This window comes from Thalassolituus maritimus (genome assembly GCF_900156675.1).
Taxonomy (GTDB): Bacteria; Pseudomonadota; Gammaproteobacteria; order Pseudomonadales; family Oceanobacteraceae; genus Thalassolituus; species Thalassolituus maritimus.
This window is the reverse complement of the sequence record NZ_FTOH01000007.1, coordinates 161823-174930: the sequence shown is the minus strand read 5'-3', so window position 1 is coordinate 174930 and position 13108 is coordinate 161823. Positions and strand designations below refer to the sequence as shown.

Genomic DNA, 13108 nt, shown 5'->3' with positions numbered 1-13108 from the left:
GTAGAAGCTTTATGACTCGCATCCACCCTATCCAGGTGATATTCCTGATTTCATGTGTTCTTACACCAGTACTCTTCTGGGTGACACAGAATAAGGCTGCGGGAAGCGTCTACATAAAGGAATCCTCGTTTACCAATAACGACAAGCAGGATTGGGTTGATCTGTATAACCCAACCCTGAACAGCATTAGCCTGAAGGGTTACTTTCTCTCTGACGACATCGACGATCCGACTAAGTGGCAGTTCACCAGTGGTTGGATCATTGAGTCGCACGACACCTTGAGGGTATTTGGAAAATCTTCCGATACTGCGCCATTTGGCAGTGCGATCCTGAACTTTAACCTCGGTAACGGCGAGACGCTGGTTCTGACAGCGCCTGATGGTAAACGACGACTCGATCGAATGACCTTACTGGCACCACCTGGCTATAAGGGCCGATTCACCATGGGGCGCCCAACCAGCGACCCCGGTATCACCGAAGTGTTCTACCAGGACTCGGCACTGTCGCAGAACTGATATGACGATGCTCAAAGCGAAAGCGCTTTCCGTAAAGCGCCACGAAATCAAGTTCTTTGTCAGCCATGCGGATTACGAATACGCACGATCGATTCTGGCTGAACTGATGGAACGCGACCCGAATCAGACGAACGAGCGCGGGTACTTTATCCGCAGCCTTTATTTCGACGACATCCTGAATACAGCCGTCGAAGACAAGCTGGATGGTATTGAAGAACGGGATAAATACCGTATCCGCGTCTACTCACCGGATCAGCAGTGGGCCAAGTTAGAACGCAAACGTAAACACAATCAGTTTGTTGATAAAAGTTCGGTACGGATATCGCGAGATCAGGCTTACCAGATGATCGACGGCGAATACGACTGGCTGCTGGATATGGAGTCAAACAGTGCGCGTTCGATCTTCTTTGATCTTAAGCGCCGATATTTCCGCCCGACCGCCATGATCGACTACGACCGTGAAGTCTATCTGATGGACTACAACGATATCCGCGTCACATTCGATATGAACTTGAGAATCAGCACCGAAGAAACGGATTTATTTTCTGACCAGTTAGAAATGGAACAGATTCAACGTGGCGACACCATCATTATGGAAGTGAAGTTCAACCACTGCCTGCCGAGCTGGTTTCCTCAGATATTTCGCTTAAACGGTACGACGGCACAAGCCATCAGCAAATATTGCCTCGGGCGTATGCATATGCGTGAGTTTTATAGCGCGTAGCCTTTGCTACTACGAGTTACTCACATTGATCACTCAAATTGAAAACCGATATAGAACCTGACTGACAAAACAATACTATGACACCAACAGACCTTAGCTCCCTATTCGACTCAAGCCAACTGATGTTGGACTCGACGCTTGGATCGTTACAGATATTTATCTCGCTGTCGGCCACCTTTGTTATGGCCATGTTTATCTATTGGGTATACCGCCAGACCTACAACGGTGTGCTGTATTCGAAGAACTTTAATATCACGCTGGTCATGGTCGCCATCGCGATTAACGCCATCGTTATTGGCATCAGCGGAAACCTGATGCTGTCACTCGGCATGATTGGTGCGCTGTCGATTATCCGCTTCCGTACTGCCGTAAAAGACCCCAGAGATACCGCCTTTATTTTCTGGTCTATCACCGTCGGAATCGCCAACGGCGTGGAGTATTACCAACTTTCTATTATCGCCAGTCTGTTTATTGCCACGGTGCTGTGGGGACTATCACGCTCCATGAATTTCGAACCATCTTACATGCTGATTATGAAATACGAAGACAGTCGACAATGGCCAGACATTAAAGCGCATCTGGAAAACAAACAGCAGGTGCAAAATTACTTTATTCGTTCCGACACCATTAAAAATAACGCGGCAGGAAAGCTGATCGAAAAGGTCATTGAAGTGCGCGTTAAAGCCGATCAACACGAACCGTTACTGGATGCATTGCGAGCCAGTAACGGCGTGTCGACCTGTACCCTTCTATCAAGTCATGGAGAATTTGCAGAATGAGACCTCTTTCAATATTCAGCTACAGTGCGTTGTTTGCCAGTATCGCTATTGCCTCGGGCGCTGCACACGCTGCCACCCAGAATATCAATCTGAGCCAGCCCGAAGCACTTGCAGGTGCAGTAAAGATTGAAAAAAACAGCATCGTTATTTCACGCGGTGGTGAGTACAGCCTGTCCGGCGACAGCGCAGGTCGCTCTGTCGTCATTGATGCTGGCGATGAGGAAATCACGCTGCTACTGAATAATGCGCAGCTGACCAGCAAACAGAGTGCTGCACTGCATGTAAAAAAATCCGGTGATGTCACCCTGCGCCTTGCAGAAAACACATCCAACCTGATTGCTGATAGCACAGGACGCGTCGGTAGCGATGAACCACAGGGCGCGCTGTATTCGCGTGCAGATTTACGCATCGAAGGCGCGAAGGGTGCCACCCTGACTGTCAAGGGGCAGCGTGAAGATGCCATCGTCGGAAAAGACGATCTGGATCTGCGTAACCTTACCCTGACAGTCGAAGCAAAAGACGAAGGTATCCGTGGCAAAGACAGCGTCGATATCCGCCGCTCGGTTGTGAATATTGTGGCCGGTGGTGACGCGATTAAATCCGACAATCTGGAACGTGAAGACAAAGGCTTTGTGAATCTGGAAGATAGCGATGTCACTCTGAGTGCCGGTGACGACGGCATCATGGCTGCCAATAAAGTCGATATCCGCGGTGGCAACCTGCGTATTACCCAGTCCTACGAAGCCATTGAAGGTCGTTTTGTCACGATTCACAGTGGCAATATTGAGGTGAACTCCAAGGACGACGGTTTTAACGTCACGATTAAGAAAACCGCCGAAGAAAAAGCAGCAGAAGAAGCTGCAAGACAAGCTGCCCGCGATAGCGGAGAGCGTCGTGGTCCGGGCGGCCCAGGTGGTCATGGTAAAGCGATTGATGGCCTTCTGAGCATACAGGGTGGCTACATCGTCATTCATGCATCGGGGGACGGTTTCGATTCGAACGGGCACGCGGAAATGACCGGCGGCACCCTGATAGTGAACGGCCCTCTTGGTCAGGGTGATGGTTATATCGATGTCGACGGTACATTCAATCTGACTGGCGGCACCCTGATCGCTCATGGCAGCAAAGGCATGGCGCAAACGCCGTCCGATACCTCATCGCAGCCGATTATGCAGATCAATCTCGATGAGGCGTTAAATAAAGGCGATCATTTCGTGATCACAGCGGCTGACGGCGAACAACTGCTGGACTATGTCGCTCCACGCAATTTCCAGTCACTGACCTATTCGTCGGCTCAGCTGAAAAACGGTGAGACGTACACAGTCACCGTTGCCGATAAAGAGATCGCCAGCATGACTCTGGAATCAGTGATTACCAAGCACGGCGAAGCCGGACGCGGGCCGCGTGGACCAAGAGGCGAAAGAGCATGGTGGCAGTTCCGCAGTGATGATGAGCGTCCGCCTCGTCCTGAATAATCGACCAAGGGCTCTTCGGAGCCCTTTTTTATGGCTTACTCCGCTCTTGTTTATTATTCCGACTCTGTTTCTGGCTCGCGTAACTGGCTACGCAATCCGGCCCCTCTCTGCATAATTCAGAGGTAGCCTCCGGATATTCCTGCTAAATTTGAGGTCTATTGTTTGCGCTATCCGACAGAGAAGTATTCAAATGGCATCAGAACGTCTACAGCTGGAATTATGCAACCTGACACTGGATCATTATCCAGACATCAAAGTCCTGATGGACGAGGCTTATCCTGAGCTGGGTGGTGCCTGGCCCACTCATACAATCAAGCGACTGATCGATCAGTTTCCAGAGGGACAGATTGGCGTCATGGACGGTGACGTCCTCGTCGGTATCGCCCTGTCGGTACAGGTGAACTACAAGCGTTTCTCAAACCCACATACCTATGAAGATATCGTGGGCACCAACGACGTGATTTCCAGCGACCCGGAAGGTGATGCCTTGTATGGCCTTGATGTTGTTATTAAGAAATCTCACCGTGGTTTGCGTCTTGGACGCCGTCTGTACGACGCACGTAAAGACCTCTGCCGCCAGTATAACTTTCAGGCCATACTCGCCGGCGGCCGCATCCCGAGTTATCACAATTATCGTGACACCATGTCGCCGATGGAGTTTATTCAGAAAGTCGATACCAAAGAGATCTACGACCCGATTCTGTCATTCCAGTTATCGAATGATTTTCAGGTAAAGCGTCTACTTAAAAAATACCTTCCGGAAGACTCTGAATCGGTCGGCTACGCAACGCTGCTTGAATGGAACAACATCCTCTACGAACCTCAGGATATTGTGCTGGATCAGCGCAAAACAACGGTTCGCGTTGGCGCAGTGCAGTGGCAGATGCGCGCCGTTGAATCTCTGGAAGAGCTGCTGAAGCAGGTCGAGTTTTTCGTCGATACCGTTTCAGACTATCAGTCCGATTTTATTCTGTTTCCAGAGTTTTTTAACGCACCGTTAATGGCCCTGGGGCCACAGTCTTCACAAACTGAGGCCATCCGTCATCTTGCAAGCTATACCGATGAAATACTCAACGCCATGTCTCGTATGGCCGTTGAATACAACGCCAATATCATTACCGGCTCGATGCCGCTGCAGAAGAATGGGCATATTTACAATGCGGCATACCTCTGCCATCGCAGTGGTCGCGTCGATGAACAACTGAAAATTCACATCACTCCGCATGAAAAGAATGACTGGGTCATCCGTGGTGGCGACAAGTTAGATGTCTTCGAAACGGACGCCGGGCGAGTGGGAATTCTCATCTGTTACGACGTTGAGTTCCCTGAACTGTCTCGTCTGATGGCGGAGAAAGGTCTGCAGATTCTGTTTGTTCCATTCTGGACGGATACCAAAAACAGCTATCTGCGTGTGCGCCATTGCGCTCACGCGCGTGCAATTGAAAACGAGTGCTATGTCGTCATCGCTGGTAGCGTTGGAAACTTACCGGATGTTGAGAGTCTGGATGTACAGTACAGTCAATCGGCGGTACTGACACCGTCGGATTTCTCGTTTCCACACGACGCCCTGTTATCCGAGGCAACGCCAAATACAGAAATGCTGATGTTCTCAGACCTGGATATGGATAAGCTACGTATTCTGCATAACGAAGGATCAGTAAGAAACCTGAAAGACAGACGGAATGATTTGTATCAGGTAAGGCTCAAGAAGTAACAGAAACAAAGCCAGGCTGCGGTAATCCATTTACCGCAGCCATCGCAGCCTTTTTCCCGACAATCAGGCTGTCTCTTTCGCCTTTGTCGTATCTGCAAGATACGGTTCAAGCTTCAGAATATTTTCGCGCAGCCCTTCCGGGATGTCACACGGGCGGCCTTTTTTATAATCAAAAAAGACCATGGTGCTTTCACCTTTAGCGACCAGGCGGGATGTCTCATGGCTCCACACGCCGTATTCCTGAACGATACGGCCGGAATCCAGTTTCACACTTTTTATACCAACACTAATGGTATCCGGGTACTTAAGCGGCGCCAGGAACTTAGCACTGGTGCTACCAAGAATCGGGCCCATACCCGTCTTCGCCATATATTCTTCAATTTTGATCGCTTCGACGTATTTTACGCGCGCGCTCTCAAAGTAGCGGAAGTACACCGTGTTATTCACATGGTGGAAATAATCCATTTCGCCCCACGCTACGGGTATCTCAACAACAATCGGATAATCGTATAAATCCAGCATGATAATCGCCCCATTAATACTTCATTGGTGCTCGCCATCGTGGCCAGCGATAAGAAAAGGTGTCAGTCAGCGCCGACAGAAGTACTAGAGCAACGACTATGCCCGCTGAAAAAGAAAGGGTGAAAATTAATCAAATATACGAAGAAAGCACCAGTCAAAGTTGGCAAGGGAGAACTTTATAAACACGGACTAGTACTTTTTCATTAGTCATAACGGCAAGACTTATCCGGCCACGAACACGTCCTGAGAAACTTGAACCGGCTCCTTGGAAACGGGAATTAAAGAAACGTCAGAAAACAGATAAGCCACACGTCGGTTTTGATTGGTTACTGCCAAATCGTCAGCTTTTCGTCAGGCAATAAAAAACCCGCCGAGGCGGGTCTTAGGAGCATTACGAGCGAACGTCGTAATCAGAGCTCGAAGCTGTGACGCAGAACGATGGTCTCAACGCGGTCCGGGCCGGTAGAGATAATATCGATCGGCGCACCAATCGCTTCTTCTACGAAGCGGATGTAAGCGCGTGCATTCTCTGGCAGATCGTCAATGCTTTTGGCACCGAAGGTCGTTTCAGTCCAACCCGGCAGCTCTTTATAGACCGGAGTCACTTTCTCGAACTGGTCAGCAGACGCTGGTACTTTCAACGCATTGCCATTCTCGTCCTGGTAACCGATACACACTTTGATGGTGTCCAGACCATCCAGAACGTCCAGCTTGGTCAGGCAGATGGTGTTGATCGAGTTGACGCGGATTGCATGCTTAACCAGCATAGCATCGAACCAACCACAACGACGGTCACGGCCAGTGGTCGTGCCCTTCTCTTTACCGACATCTGCCAGGTGCTTACCGACGTCATCAAACAGTTCCGTCGGGAATGGGCCAGAACCAACACGGGTCGTATAAGCCTTAGTGATACCCAGAATCTGATCCAGATACAGAGGACCAACGCCAGAGCCTGTCGCCACACCACCGGCAGTGGTGTTAGACGAGGTTACGAACGGGTATGTACCGTGGTCGATGTCCAGAAGAGTGCCCTGAGCACCTTCAAACATGATGTCGCCACCGTCTTCACGCACTGTGTGCACCAGATCAACAGCATCAACAACGATGTCTTTAATCTGAGCAGCCCAGTCCATGCAGGCAGCCAGTGTCTCTTCGTAGCTGACCGGATCAACGCCATAGTAGTTCACGAGAGAGAAGTTATGGTATTCCATGACTTCTTTCAGTTTGTCAGCAAACTCTGGCTGATACATGTCATCAACACGTAGTCCACGGCGAGAAACTTTGTCTTCGTACGCCGGGCCAATACCGCGGCCTGTCGTGCCGATTTTCGCATTACCACGCTTAATTTCGCGCGCCTGATCCAGAGCGACATGGTATGGCAGAATCAGAGGACAAGCGTGAGAGATACGCAGACGATCCATCACAGGTACGCCGCGCTCTTCAAGCGCGCGGATCTCTTTCAACAGAGCATCTGGCGCCAGAACCACACCATTACCGATGACACAACGAACGCCATCACGCAGGATGCCGGACGGGATCAGGTGGAGTGCAGTTTTCTCACCGTTAATTACCAGGGTATGACCTGCATTGTGGCCACCCTGAAAACGGACGACGGCCGCTGCTTTTTCAGTCAGCAGGTCAACAATTTTACCCTTACCTTCGTCACCCCACTGGGTGCCCAGAACAACAACGCTTTTGCCCATGGCAGAATCTTTCACTCAGTCGTTAAATTTAAAAATTCAGGCGCTGACCAGTGTCCACTGGCCATCGTTTTGCTGCAGTCGCTGAGACGCCCCTGCAACATCACCATTCGCTTCGGTCACTACACGGTATCCTTTGGTCCGTAAGTCCGTGATTGCCTGCCATAACGACGGATCATCCGACGCAGGAGCGGCCACGGTTTCCTTTGCTTCAAACTGACGCTGACCGAGAGCCGCCAGTACTTTAAGGTCTGCACTGAAACCGGTTGCCGGACGTGCTCGCCCGAAATCAGCACCGGTTTCATCATAACGACCGCCCTGAGCTACAGCATCACCGTAACCCGGCACATAGGCCGCAAATACCAGACCTGTGTGGTAATCATAACCACGTAATTCTGTCAGATCACAGGTGATTGATACCTGAGGGAAACGCTGCATCAGCGCTTCAATTGCCTGTGTCATATCGCTCAGCTGCTGCGCCGCTACCGGCACCAGTTCAGCTAAACGTGCAAATTTGTCGGTCAGTGCACTGGCACTGCCCTGCATTGAAGCCACCAGGCTGAATGCTTCGGTTAAACGGCTGTCACTCAGCTCACGCTCAACCCACGCCAGTGTATCCGTCTGACACTTAAGCTTGAGCAGGTCAAACAGTTCACTCTGCTGCTCATCACTAAGTCCAGCACTGTCGGCTAACGCGCGGAATACACCGACATTACCCAGATCAAGGTGAACACCTTCGATACCGGCTTCAGACAACAGGCTGAGCATCACGCTGATGATTTCGACATCGGCACTGGTGCCAGCTACGCCATACAGCTCTGCACCAATCTGAGTTGGCGTGCGGCTGGCCAGCAGTGATGCCGGACGCGTGTGAAACACAGTACGGCAGTAACTCAGACGGCTGGTGCCTTCCGGAGCAAGGCTGTGTGCATCGATACGGGCAACCTGTGGTGTCGTATCAGCGCTCAATCCCATCAGGCGACCTGACAACTGGTCGGTCACTTTGAAAGTGCGCAGGTCCAGGTCTTTACCTGTGCCAGTCAGCAGTGAATCAAGATACTCCAGCGCCGGCGGGATAACGAAGTCATAACCGCAGTTATCGAGATAATCGAGCAGATGGCGGCGTAACTGTTCGATACGACGCGCCTGTGGCGGTAGGATTTCGTCAATGCCATCAGGCAGCAGCCAACGGTCAGCTCCAGTCATTGTCCAGCCTTCAATTGTTAAACAGGTAAAGCAGGATGAGCCCCAGCGACATGCTGAAGAGCCCGATCATTCTCATGGTGCGGTCATCTGTCTCGGCCATCCGGATCACCAGCTGGCGCCATCGTGCGGGGTAAAGAAAGGGAATAACGCCCTCAATAATCAGCACCAGACTGACGGCCACCGCCAGTGTATGCCAGGCTTCTGCGGACACTTTCTCTACCTTGATGTAAAACAGAATTGCACAAAAAAACCGGGCTACCAGCCCGGTTGCGGGATTCTACCAGAGCTGACCGGGCTTGAACATGCAAACATGTTCAGGCCCGGCTGCCATTAGTTCCCTTTGGAGTCGTTCAGGTAACGGAAGAAGTCGCTCTTAGGATCGAGCAACAGAACGTCGTTGCCTTCGAAGGTCTCAGTGTAAGCCTTCAGGCTGCGGGTAAATGAGTAGAACTCAGGGTCTTTATTGAACGCCTGCGCATAGATGCGCGATGCTTCAGCATCGCCCTCACCTCGGATCTGCTCGGCTTCCCGGTAGGCTTCTGCCTCGATCACCGTTTTCTGACGATCTGCGTCTGCCTGAATACCTTCAGCCAGCTCGTTACCTTCAGAGCGGATCTCACGGGATTCACGACCACGTTCTGCCGACATACGCTGATACACGTTATTGCTCAGCTCATCTGGCAGGTCGATCGCTTTAACGCGAACATCCAGTACTTCGATACCCAGCTCGTCCTGCGTCTGCTCGTTGAGCATTGCGGTCAGTTTGGTCATCAGCTGATCACGCTCACCAGAAACAACTTCGTACAGGCTGCGCGCTGCGATTTCGTCACGCAGACCCTTGTTCACCTGGTTTTCCAGAAGAAGCGTTGCACGAGTGCGGTCACCCGATGTCGCCTGGTAGTAATTACGCACGTCTTTGATGCGCCATTTCGCGAACGAATCAACGATGACGTATTTCTTACCTGACGTCAGGAAGCGTGATGGCTGAGTATCCAGCGTCAGTACACGCGCATCGAAACGCTTGATGACATCGGCCAGTGGCATTTTAAACCCGATGCCCGGCTGAACATCGTCGTCAATCATCTCACCGAAGCGCAGCTTAATCGCACGCTCGGTTTCTTTGATGATGTAGAAGCTCTGGCTACCAATCAGGACCACCAGCGCGATAACGATCAGCGAAGTAAATGCTTTAGGTGACATTATCGACCCTCCCGACGAATAGTAGATGAACTGCCTGAAGTACGACGCGAGTTAGCCTCACGGATCACTTCATCAGTCAGGCGCTTGATGTCTTCATCACTGAGATCAGACTGACGAGCCACACCCTGAGCCTGCTGGGTCAGTTTATCGAGTGGCAGGTACATCATGTTGTTACCGCCTTCGACGTCCACCAGAACTTTACTGCTCTTGTTGTACACCTGAGTCACGGCATCAATGTAGAGACGTTCACGGGTAACGGCTGGTGCCTTGTTGTACTCGCTTAACAGCTTGGTAAAGCGATCGGCTTCACCTTCTGCACGTGCCACAACACGCTCACGGTAGGCGCGGGCTTCTTCGAGCTGACGCTGAGCGCGACCACGGGCTTCCGGAACAACCGAGTTCGCGTAGGCTTCTGCGTCGTTGATGGTGCGTTCTTTATCCTGCTTAGCACGCTGAACATCATCGAACGCTTCTTTCACCGCCGCTGGCGGGGTTGCGTCTTTAATGTTCACGTTCTGCAGAGTGATACCTGTGTTGTACTCATCCATGTAGAACTGCAGACGCTGTTTAACCGCTTCTGCCAGAACCACACGACCTGTCGTCAGGATAGGGTCCATTTCGGTGGAACCCACCTCATGACGCAGCGCACTTTCGGCGGCATCACGCAGAGTCAGTTCAGGGTCTTCAACACGCAGCGCATAAGACACAGGATCGGTGACGCGGTACTGAACGTTCAGTTTTACGTCGACGATGTTTTCGTCTTCGGTCAGCATGCTTTCACGGATTTCAGTTTCACGAACACGGGTCGCGTTAACGATGATTACGTCTTCAATCACTGGCAGTTTCCAGTTCAGACCTTCACCTTCGATGCGGTCAAACTTACCAGTACGTAATACGACGCCGCGTTCCTGAGTGTCGAGGATGTATACAGAATTCATCGCTAGCAGAATTGCCGCGATGACTGCGGCTACAACAAGAAAGCCTGTGATGCTGCCATCACCGCCGTTGTTGTTATTTCCGCCGCTTTTCTTGCCGCCGAATAAACCGTTCAGTTTATCAGTCAGCTTGCGGATCACTTCGTCCAGATCGGGTGGCTGATTACCACCACCACCGCCGTTGCCCCTGTTATTGTTACCCCAAGGGTCTTTGGGCTTGTTGCCATTACCGCCAGGCTCATTCCAGGCCATAGATCACTCCAGTCAGTGTGGCTGTTTTGTCATAAATGAATAGTACGTCCGTCATGATAACGGATTTGAGCGCAGCGGCCAGCCCATCAGGCATTGAATCGGGCAACTAACCGCCGACTTTCGCTATAACCAGGGATCTGCAGGTTGCGCGATAAAGCGCGACTCAGGAACCTCAGCTTTAGATAACGCTCGTTTAAAGTCTTGCAACTGCATGCGAATCTGCAGATGGATGTCACCATTATCGGCAAAATCCTCGCCCTGAACGCCACCGCTTTCGTAAAGAATTGCACGAAGACGTGCATCCGCAGGCGCCAGCGTGAGTCGATCTTCGAAGATCTCTTCGCCCAACAACTCAGACATCGCCTGACACAGCAGGTCAAAACCAAGTCGTTCCTGTGCCGACACCCAGACCGCAACGGGGACACCATCCTCGTTCCGGTCGATGCGCGGCTCACCAGATTCCAACAGATCGATCTTGTTGTAGACACGCAACTCCGGCAGTTCGTCCGCCTGAATTTCACCGAGTACCAGCTCAACCTGCTCGATATTGCCTTCCCGTTCATCCGAGGCGCAGTCGATCACATGCATCAACAGATCAGCCTCTGCCGCTTCCTGCAGAGTGGCACGGAATGCCTCTACCAGTTTATGGGGCAGGTGTCGGATAAATCCAACCGTGTCTGCCAGAACGATTTCACCCACGTCATCAATTTCGAGGCGTCGCAAGGTCGGATCAAGCGTTGCAAACAACTGATCTGCAGCATAGACATCAGCCTGCGTCAGTGCATTGAACAGAGTCGACTTACCCGCGTTGGTGTATCCGACAATAGCAACGGTCGGCACATCCGAGCGCTTACGCGCACGGCGACTCTGGTTGCGCTGTGCCCTTACTTTCTCAAGACGGGCATGAATACTCTTTACCCGTTCCCGCAGAAGACGTCGGTCAGTTTCAAGCTGAGTTTCACCCGGCCCGCGCATGCCGATACCACCTTTCTGACGTTCAAGGTGAGTCCAGCCACGGATCAGTCGGGTCGACTGATGCTGCAGCTGTGCCAGCTCAACCTGTAACTTACCCTCGTGGGTACGAGCGCGTTGGGCAAAGATATCGAGAATCAGGCCGGTACGGTCGAGCACCCGGCACTTAATTTCACGTTCAACGTTGCGCTCCTGACTGGGTGTCAGTGCATGGTTAAAAATCACCAGGCTCACATCGTGCATACGCACCGCTTCAGCGATTTCTTCAACCTTGCCCTTACCAACGAACGTTTTTACATGAGGTACATCCCGCTTGGTCGTTACCAGATCTACCGGGTCAGCCCCCGCAGAGATAACGAGTTCACGGAATTCACTCAGGTCCTCCCGGTTCGCTCCTTCGGGGAAGTCGACGTGTACGAGGATGGCTTCTTCACCACCACTGTCAGGACGCTCAAAAAACACAGATAGATGTACCTTTGTCGGCGATTATTCAGAATTTGGAAATCTGGTCGTACCGGATGCTTCCGATAAAAAATAGCAGATGCGAGACACAATGATGCCTCAGACGCTCAATCACAACACTGCGGCTGTTTCAGTCGGATGGTGGGAATATCAGCGGGCCCGCCCTCTTTACGGCAAAGCCCCTGATCAGGCCGGGCGATTATTCCTCGCCTTCACCCTGTTCTGCTGCTGGTGCCAGACGCACATTGCGGCTAGGAACAACAGTAGAAATTGCGTGCTTATAAACCATCTGAGACACGGTGTTCTTCAGCAGGATAACGAACTGATCGAATGATTCGATCTGCCCCTGCAGCTTAATGCCGTTAACCAGAAAGATGGAAACCTGGATACGCTCCTTACGAAGCTGGTTCAGATAAGGGTCTTGTAAAGAGTGCCCTTTTGACATAGTTGTTCTCCTAAATGAGAGAGTGCCTTCCAATCTGCGGTCGGCGAAGTAATAGTAGATTGCCCCATTGGTGGCCAGAACCTGCCCCAAAACTAACATGGAGGCCATGAAATAAACCGGTACACCTAAACCGGATCATCTGTACAGACACATATTTGGTCGTCGGGTTCAGCCCGAGAATGCCGAATTCCGCATTGTTATGGTAAT

At 51.5% G+C, this 13108-nt stretch carries 13 protein-coding genes; 5 read left to right on the top strand and 8 right to left on the bottom strand.

Translation table 11 applies throughout. From position 1 onward, the window contains the following. Positions 1-11: 11 nt before the first annotated feature. The 5 genes from BW941_RS12505 to BW941_RS12485 all read left to right on the top strand — a co-directional run bounded on the left by BW941_RS12505 (position 12) and on the right by BW941_RS12485 (position 5207). On the top strand, positions 12-515 hold the full coding sequence (locus BW941_RS12505; protein ID WP_076516545.1) for a lamin tail domain-containing protein: 504 nt from the start codon (positions 12-14) through the stop codon (positions 513-515). A 1-nt stretch (position 516) separates the two neighbouring features. Continuing rightward, complete coding sequence (locus BW941_RS12500) at positions 517-1239, top strand: polyphosphate polymerase domain-containing protein (protein WP_076516543.1); 723 nt, start codon at positions 517-519, stop codon at positions 1237-1239. 77 nt (positions 1240-1316) lie between these two features. Further along, positions 1317-2018 (top strand): DUF4956 domain-containing protein, encoded by a 702-nt coding sequence (locus BW941_RS12495; RefSeq protein ID WP_084188918.1) that lies wholly within the window; start codon positions 1317-1319, stop codon positions 2016-2018. After that, positions 2015-3493 carry a carbohydrate-binding domain-containing protein gene (locus tag BW941_RS12490; RefSeq protein ID WP_076516539.1) on the top strand — a complete coding sequence of 493 codons (1479 nt, stop codon included), beginning with the start codon at positions 2015-2017 and terminating at the stop codon, positions 3491-3493. Before BW941_RS12495 ends, BW941_RS12490 begins: the two co-directional genes overlap by 4 nt. Before the next feature lie 190 nt (positions 3494-3683). Further along, positions 3684-5207 (top strand): carbon-nitrogen hydrolase family protein, encoded by a 1524-nt coding sequence (locus BW941_RS12485; RefSeq protein ID WP_076516537.1) that lies wholly within the window; start codon positions 3684-3686, stop codon positions 5205-5207. A 63-nt stretch (positions 5208-5270) separates the two neighbouring features. On the opposite strand, the gene BW941_RS12480 is transcribed toward BW941_RS12485, so the two are convergent. The 8 genes from BW941_RS12480 to hfq form a co-directional block, all read right to left on the bottom strand. Further along, on the bottom strand, positions 5271-5729 hold the full coding sequence (locus BW941_RS12480) for an acyl-CoA thioesterase (protein WP_084188916.1): 459 nt from the start codon (positions 5727-5729) through the stop codon (positions 5271-5273). 410 nt (positions 5730-6139) lie between these two features. Next, positions 6140-7432, bottom strand: a complete 1293-nt coding sequence (locus BW941_RS12475; RefSeq protein WP_076516535.1) for an adenylosuccinate synthase — start codon at positions 7430-7432, stop codon at positions 6140-6142. 36 nt (positions 7433-7468) lie between these two features. Beyond that, positions 7469-8635 (bottom strand): ATP phosphoribosyltransferase regulatory subunit, encoded by a 1167-nt coding sequence (locus BW941_RS12470; RefSeq protein WP_076516532.1) that lies wholly within the window; start codon positions 8633-8635, stop codon positions 7469-7471. Between the two features lie 10 nt (positions 8636-8645). Next, a complete protein-coding gene (locus BW941_RS12465; protein WP_068437367.1) occupies positions 8646-8846 on the bottom strand; it encodes a DUF2065 domain-containing protein in 201 nt (66 codons plus the stop codon). Positions 8847-8965: 119 nt separating this feature from the next. Continuing rightward, positions 8966-9835: a protease modulator HflC gene (gene hflC, locus BW941_RS12460; protein ID WP_068437364.1), complete on the bottom strand. Its 870-nt coding sequence runs from the start codon at positions 9833-9835 to the stop codon at positions 8966-8968. Next, positions 9835-11022, bottom strand: a complete 1188-nt coding sequence (gene hflK / locus BW941_RS12455) for an FtsH protease activity modulator HflK (protein ID WP_076516530.1) — start codon at positions 11020-11022, stop codon at positions 9835-9837. Before hflK ends, hflC begins: the two co-directional genes overlap by 1 nt. A 123-nt stretch (positions 11023-11145) precedes the next feature. After that, positions 11146-12456 (bottom strand): ribosome rescue GTPase HflX, encoded by a 1311-nt coding sequence (gene hflX, locus BW941_RS12450; protein ID WP_076516528.1) that lies wholly within the window; start codon positions 12454-12456, stop codon positions 11146-11148. 199 nt (positions 12457-12655) lie between these two features. After that, the gene (gene hfq / locus BW941_RS12445) at positions 12656-12901 is read right to left on the bottom strand and encodes an RNA chaperone Hfq (protein ID WP_068437341.1); all 246 of its coding nucleotides are present in this window, start codon (positions 12899-12901) and stop codon (positions 12656-12658) included. Positions 12902-13108 lie beyond the last annotated feature (207 nt).

Excerpts from the sequence above, each read along its gene's own strand:
- BW941_RS12505 (WP_076516545.1), top strand. The coding sequence starts at position 12 with ATGACTCGCATCCACCCTATCCAGGTGATATTCCTGATTTCATGTGTT.
- BW941_RS12500 (WP_076516543.1), top strand. The coding sequence starts at position 517 with ATGACGATGCTCAAAGCGAAAGCGCTTTCCGTAAAGCGCCACGAAATC.
- BW941_RS12495 (WP_084188918.1), top strand. The coding sequence starts at position 1,317 with ATGACACCAACAGACCTTAGCTCCCTATTCGACTCAAGCCAACTGATG.
- BW941_RS12490 (WP_076516539.1), top strand. The coding sequence starts at position 2,015 with ATGAGACCTCTTTCAATATTCAGCTACAGTGCGTTGTTTGCCAGTATC.
- BW941_RS12485 (WP_076516537.1), top strand. The coding sequence starts at position 3,684 with ATGGCATCAGAACGTCTACAGCTGGAATTATGCAACCTGACACTGGAT.
- BW941_RS12480 (WP_084188916.1), bottom strand. The coding sequence starts at position 5,729 with ATGCTGGATTTATACGATTATCCGATTGTTGTTGAGATACCCGTAGCG.
- BW941_RS12475 (WP_076516535.1), bottom strand. The coding sequence starts at position 7,432 with ATGGGCAAAAGCGTTGTTGTTCTGGGCACCCAGTGGGGTGACGAAGGT.
- BW941_RS12470 (WP_076516532.1), bottom strand. The coding sequence starts at position 8,635 with ATGACTGGAGCTGACCGTTGGCTGCTGCCTGATGGCATTGACGAAATC.
- hflC (WP_068437364.1), bottom strand. The coding sequence starts at position 9,835 with ATGTCACCTAAAGCATTTACTTCGCTGATCGTTATCGCGCTGGTGGTC.
- hflK (WP_076516530.1), bottom strand. The coding sequence starts at position 11,022 with ATGGCCTGGAATGAGCCTGGCGGTAATGGCAACAAGCCCAAAGACCCT.
- hfq (WP_068437341.1), bottom strand. The coding sequence starts at position 12,901 with ATGTCAAAAGGGCACTCTTTACAAGACCCTTATCTGAACCAGCTTCGT.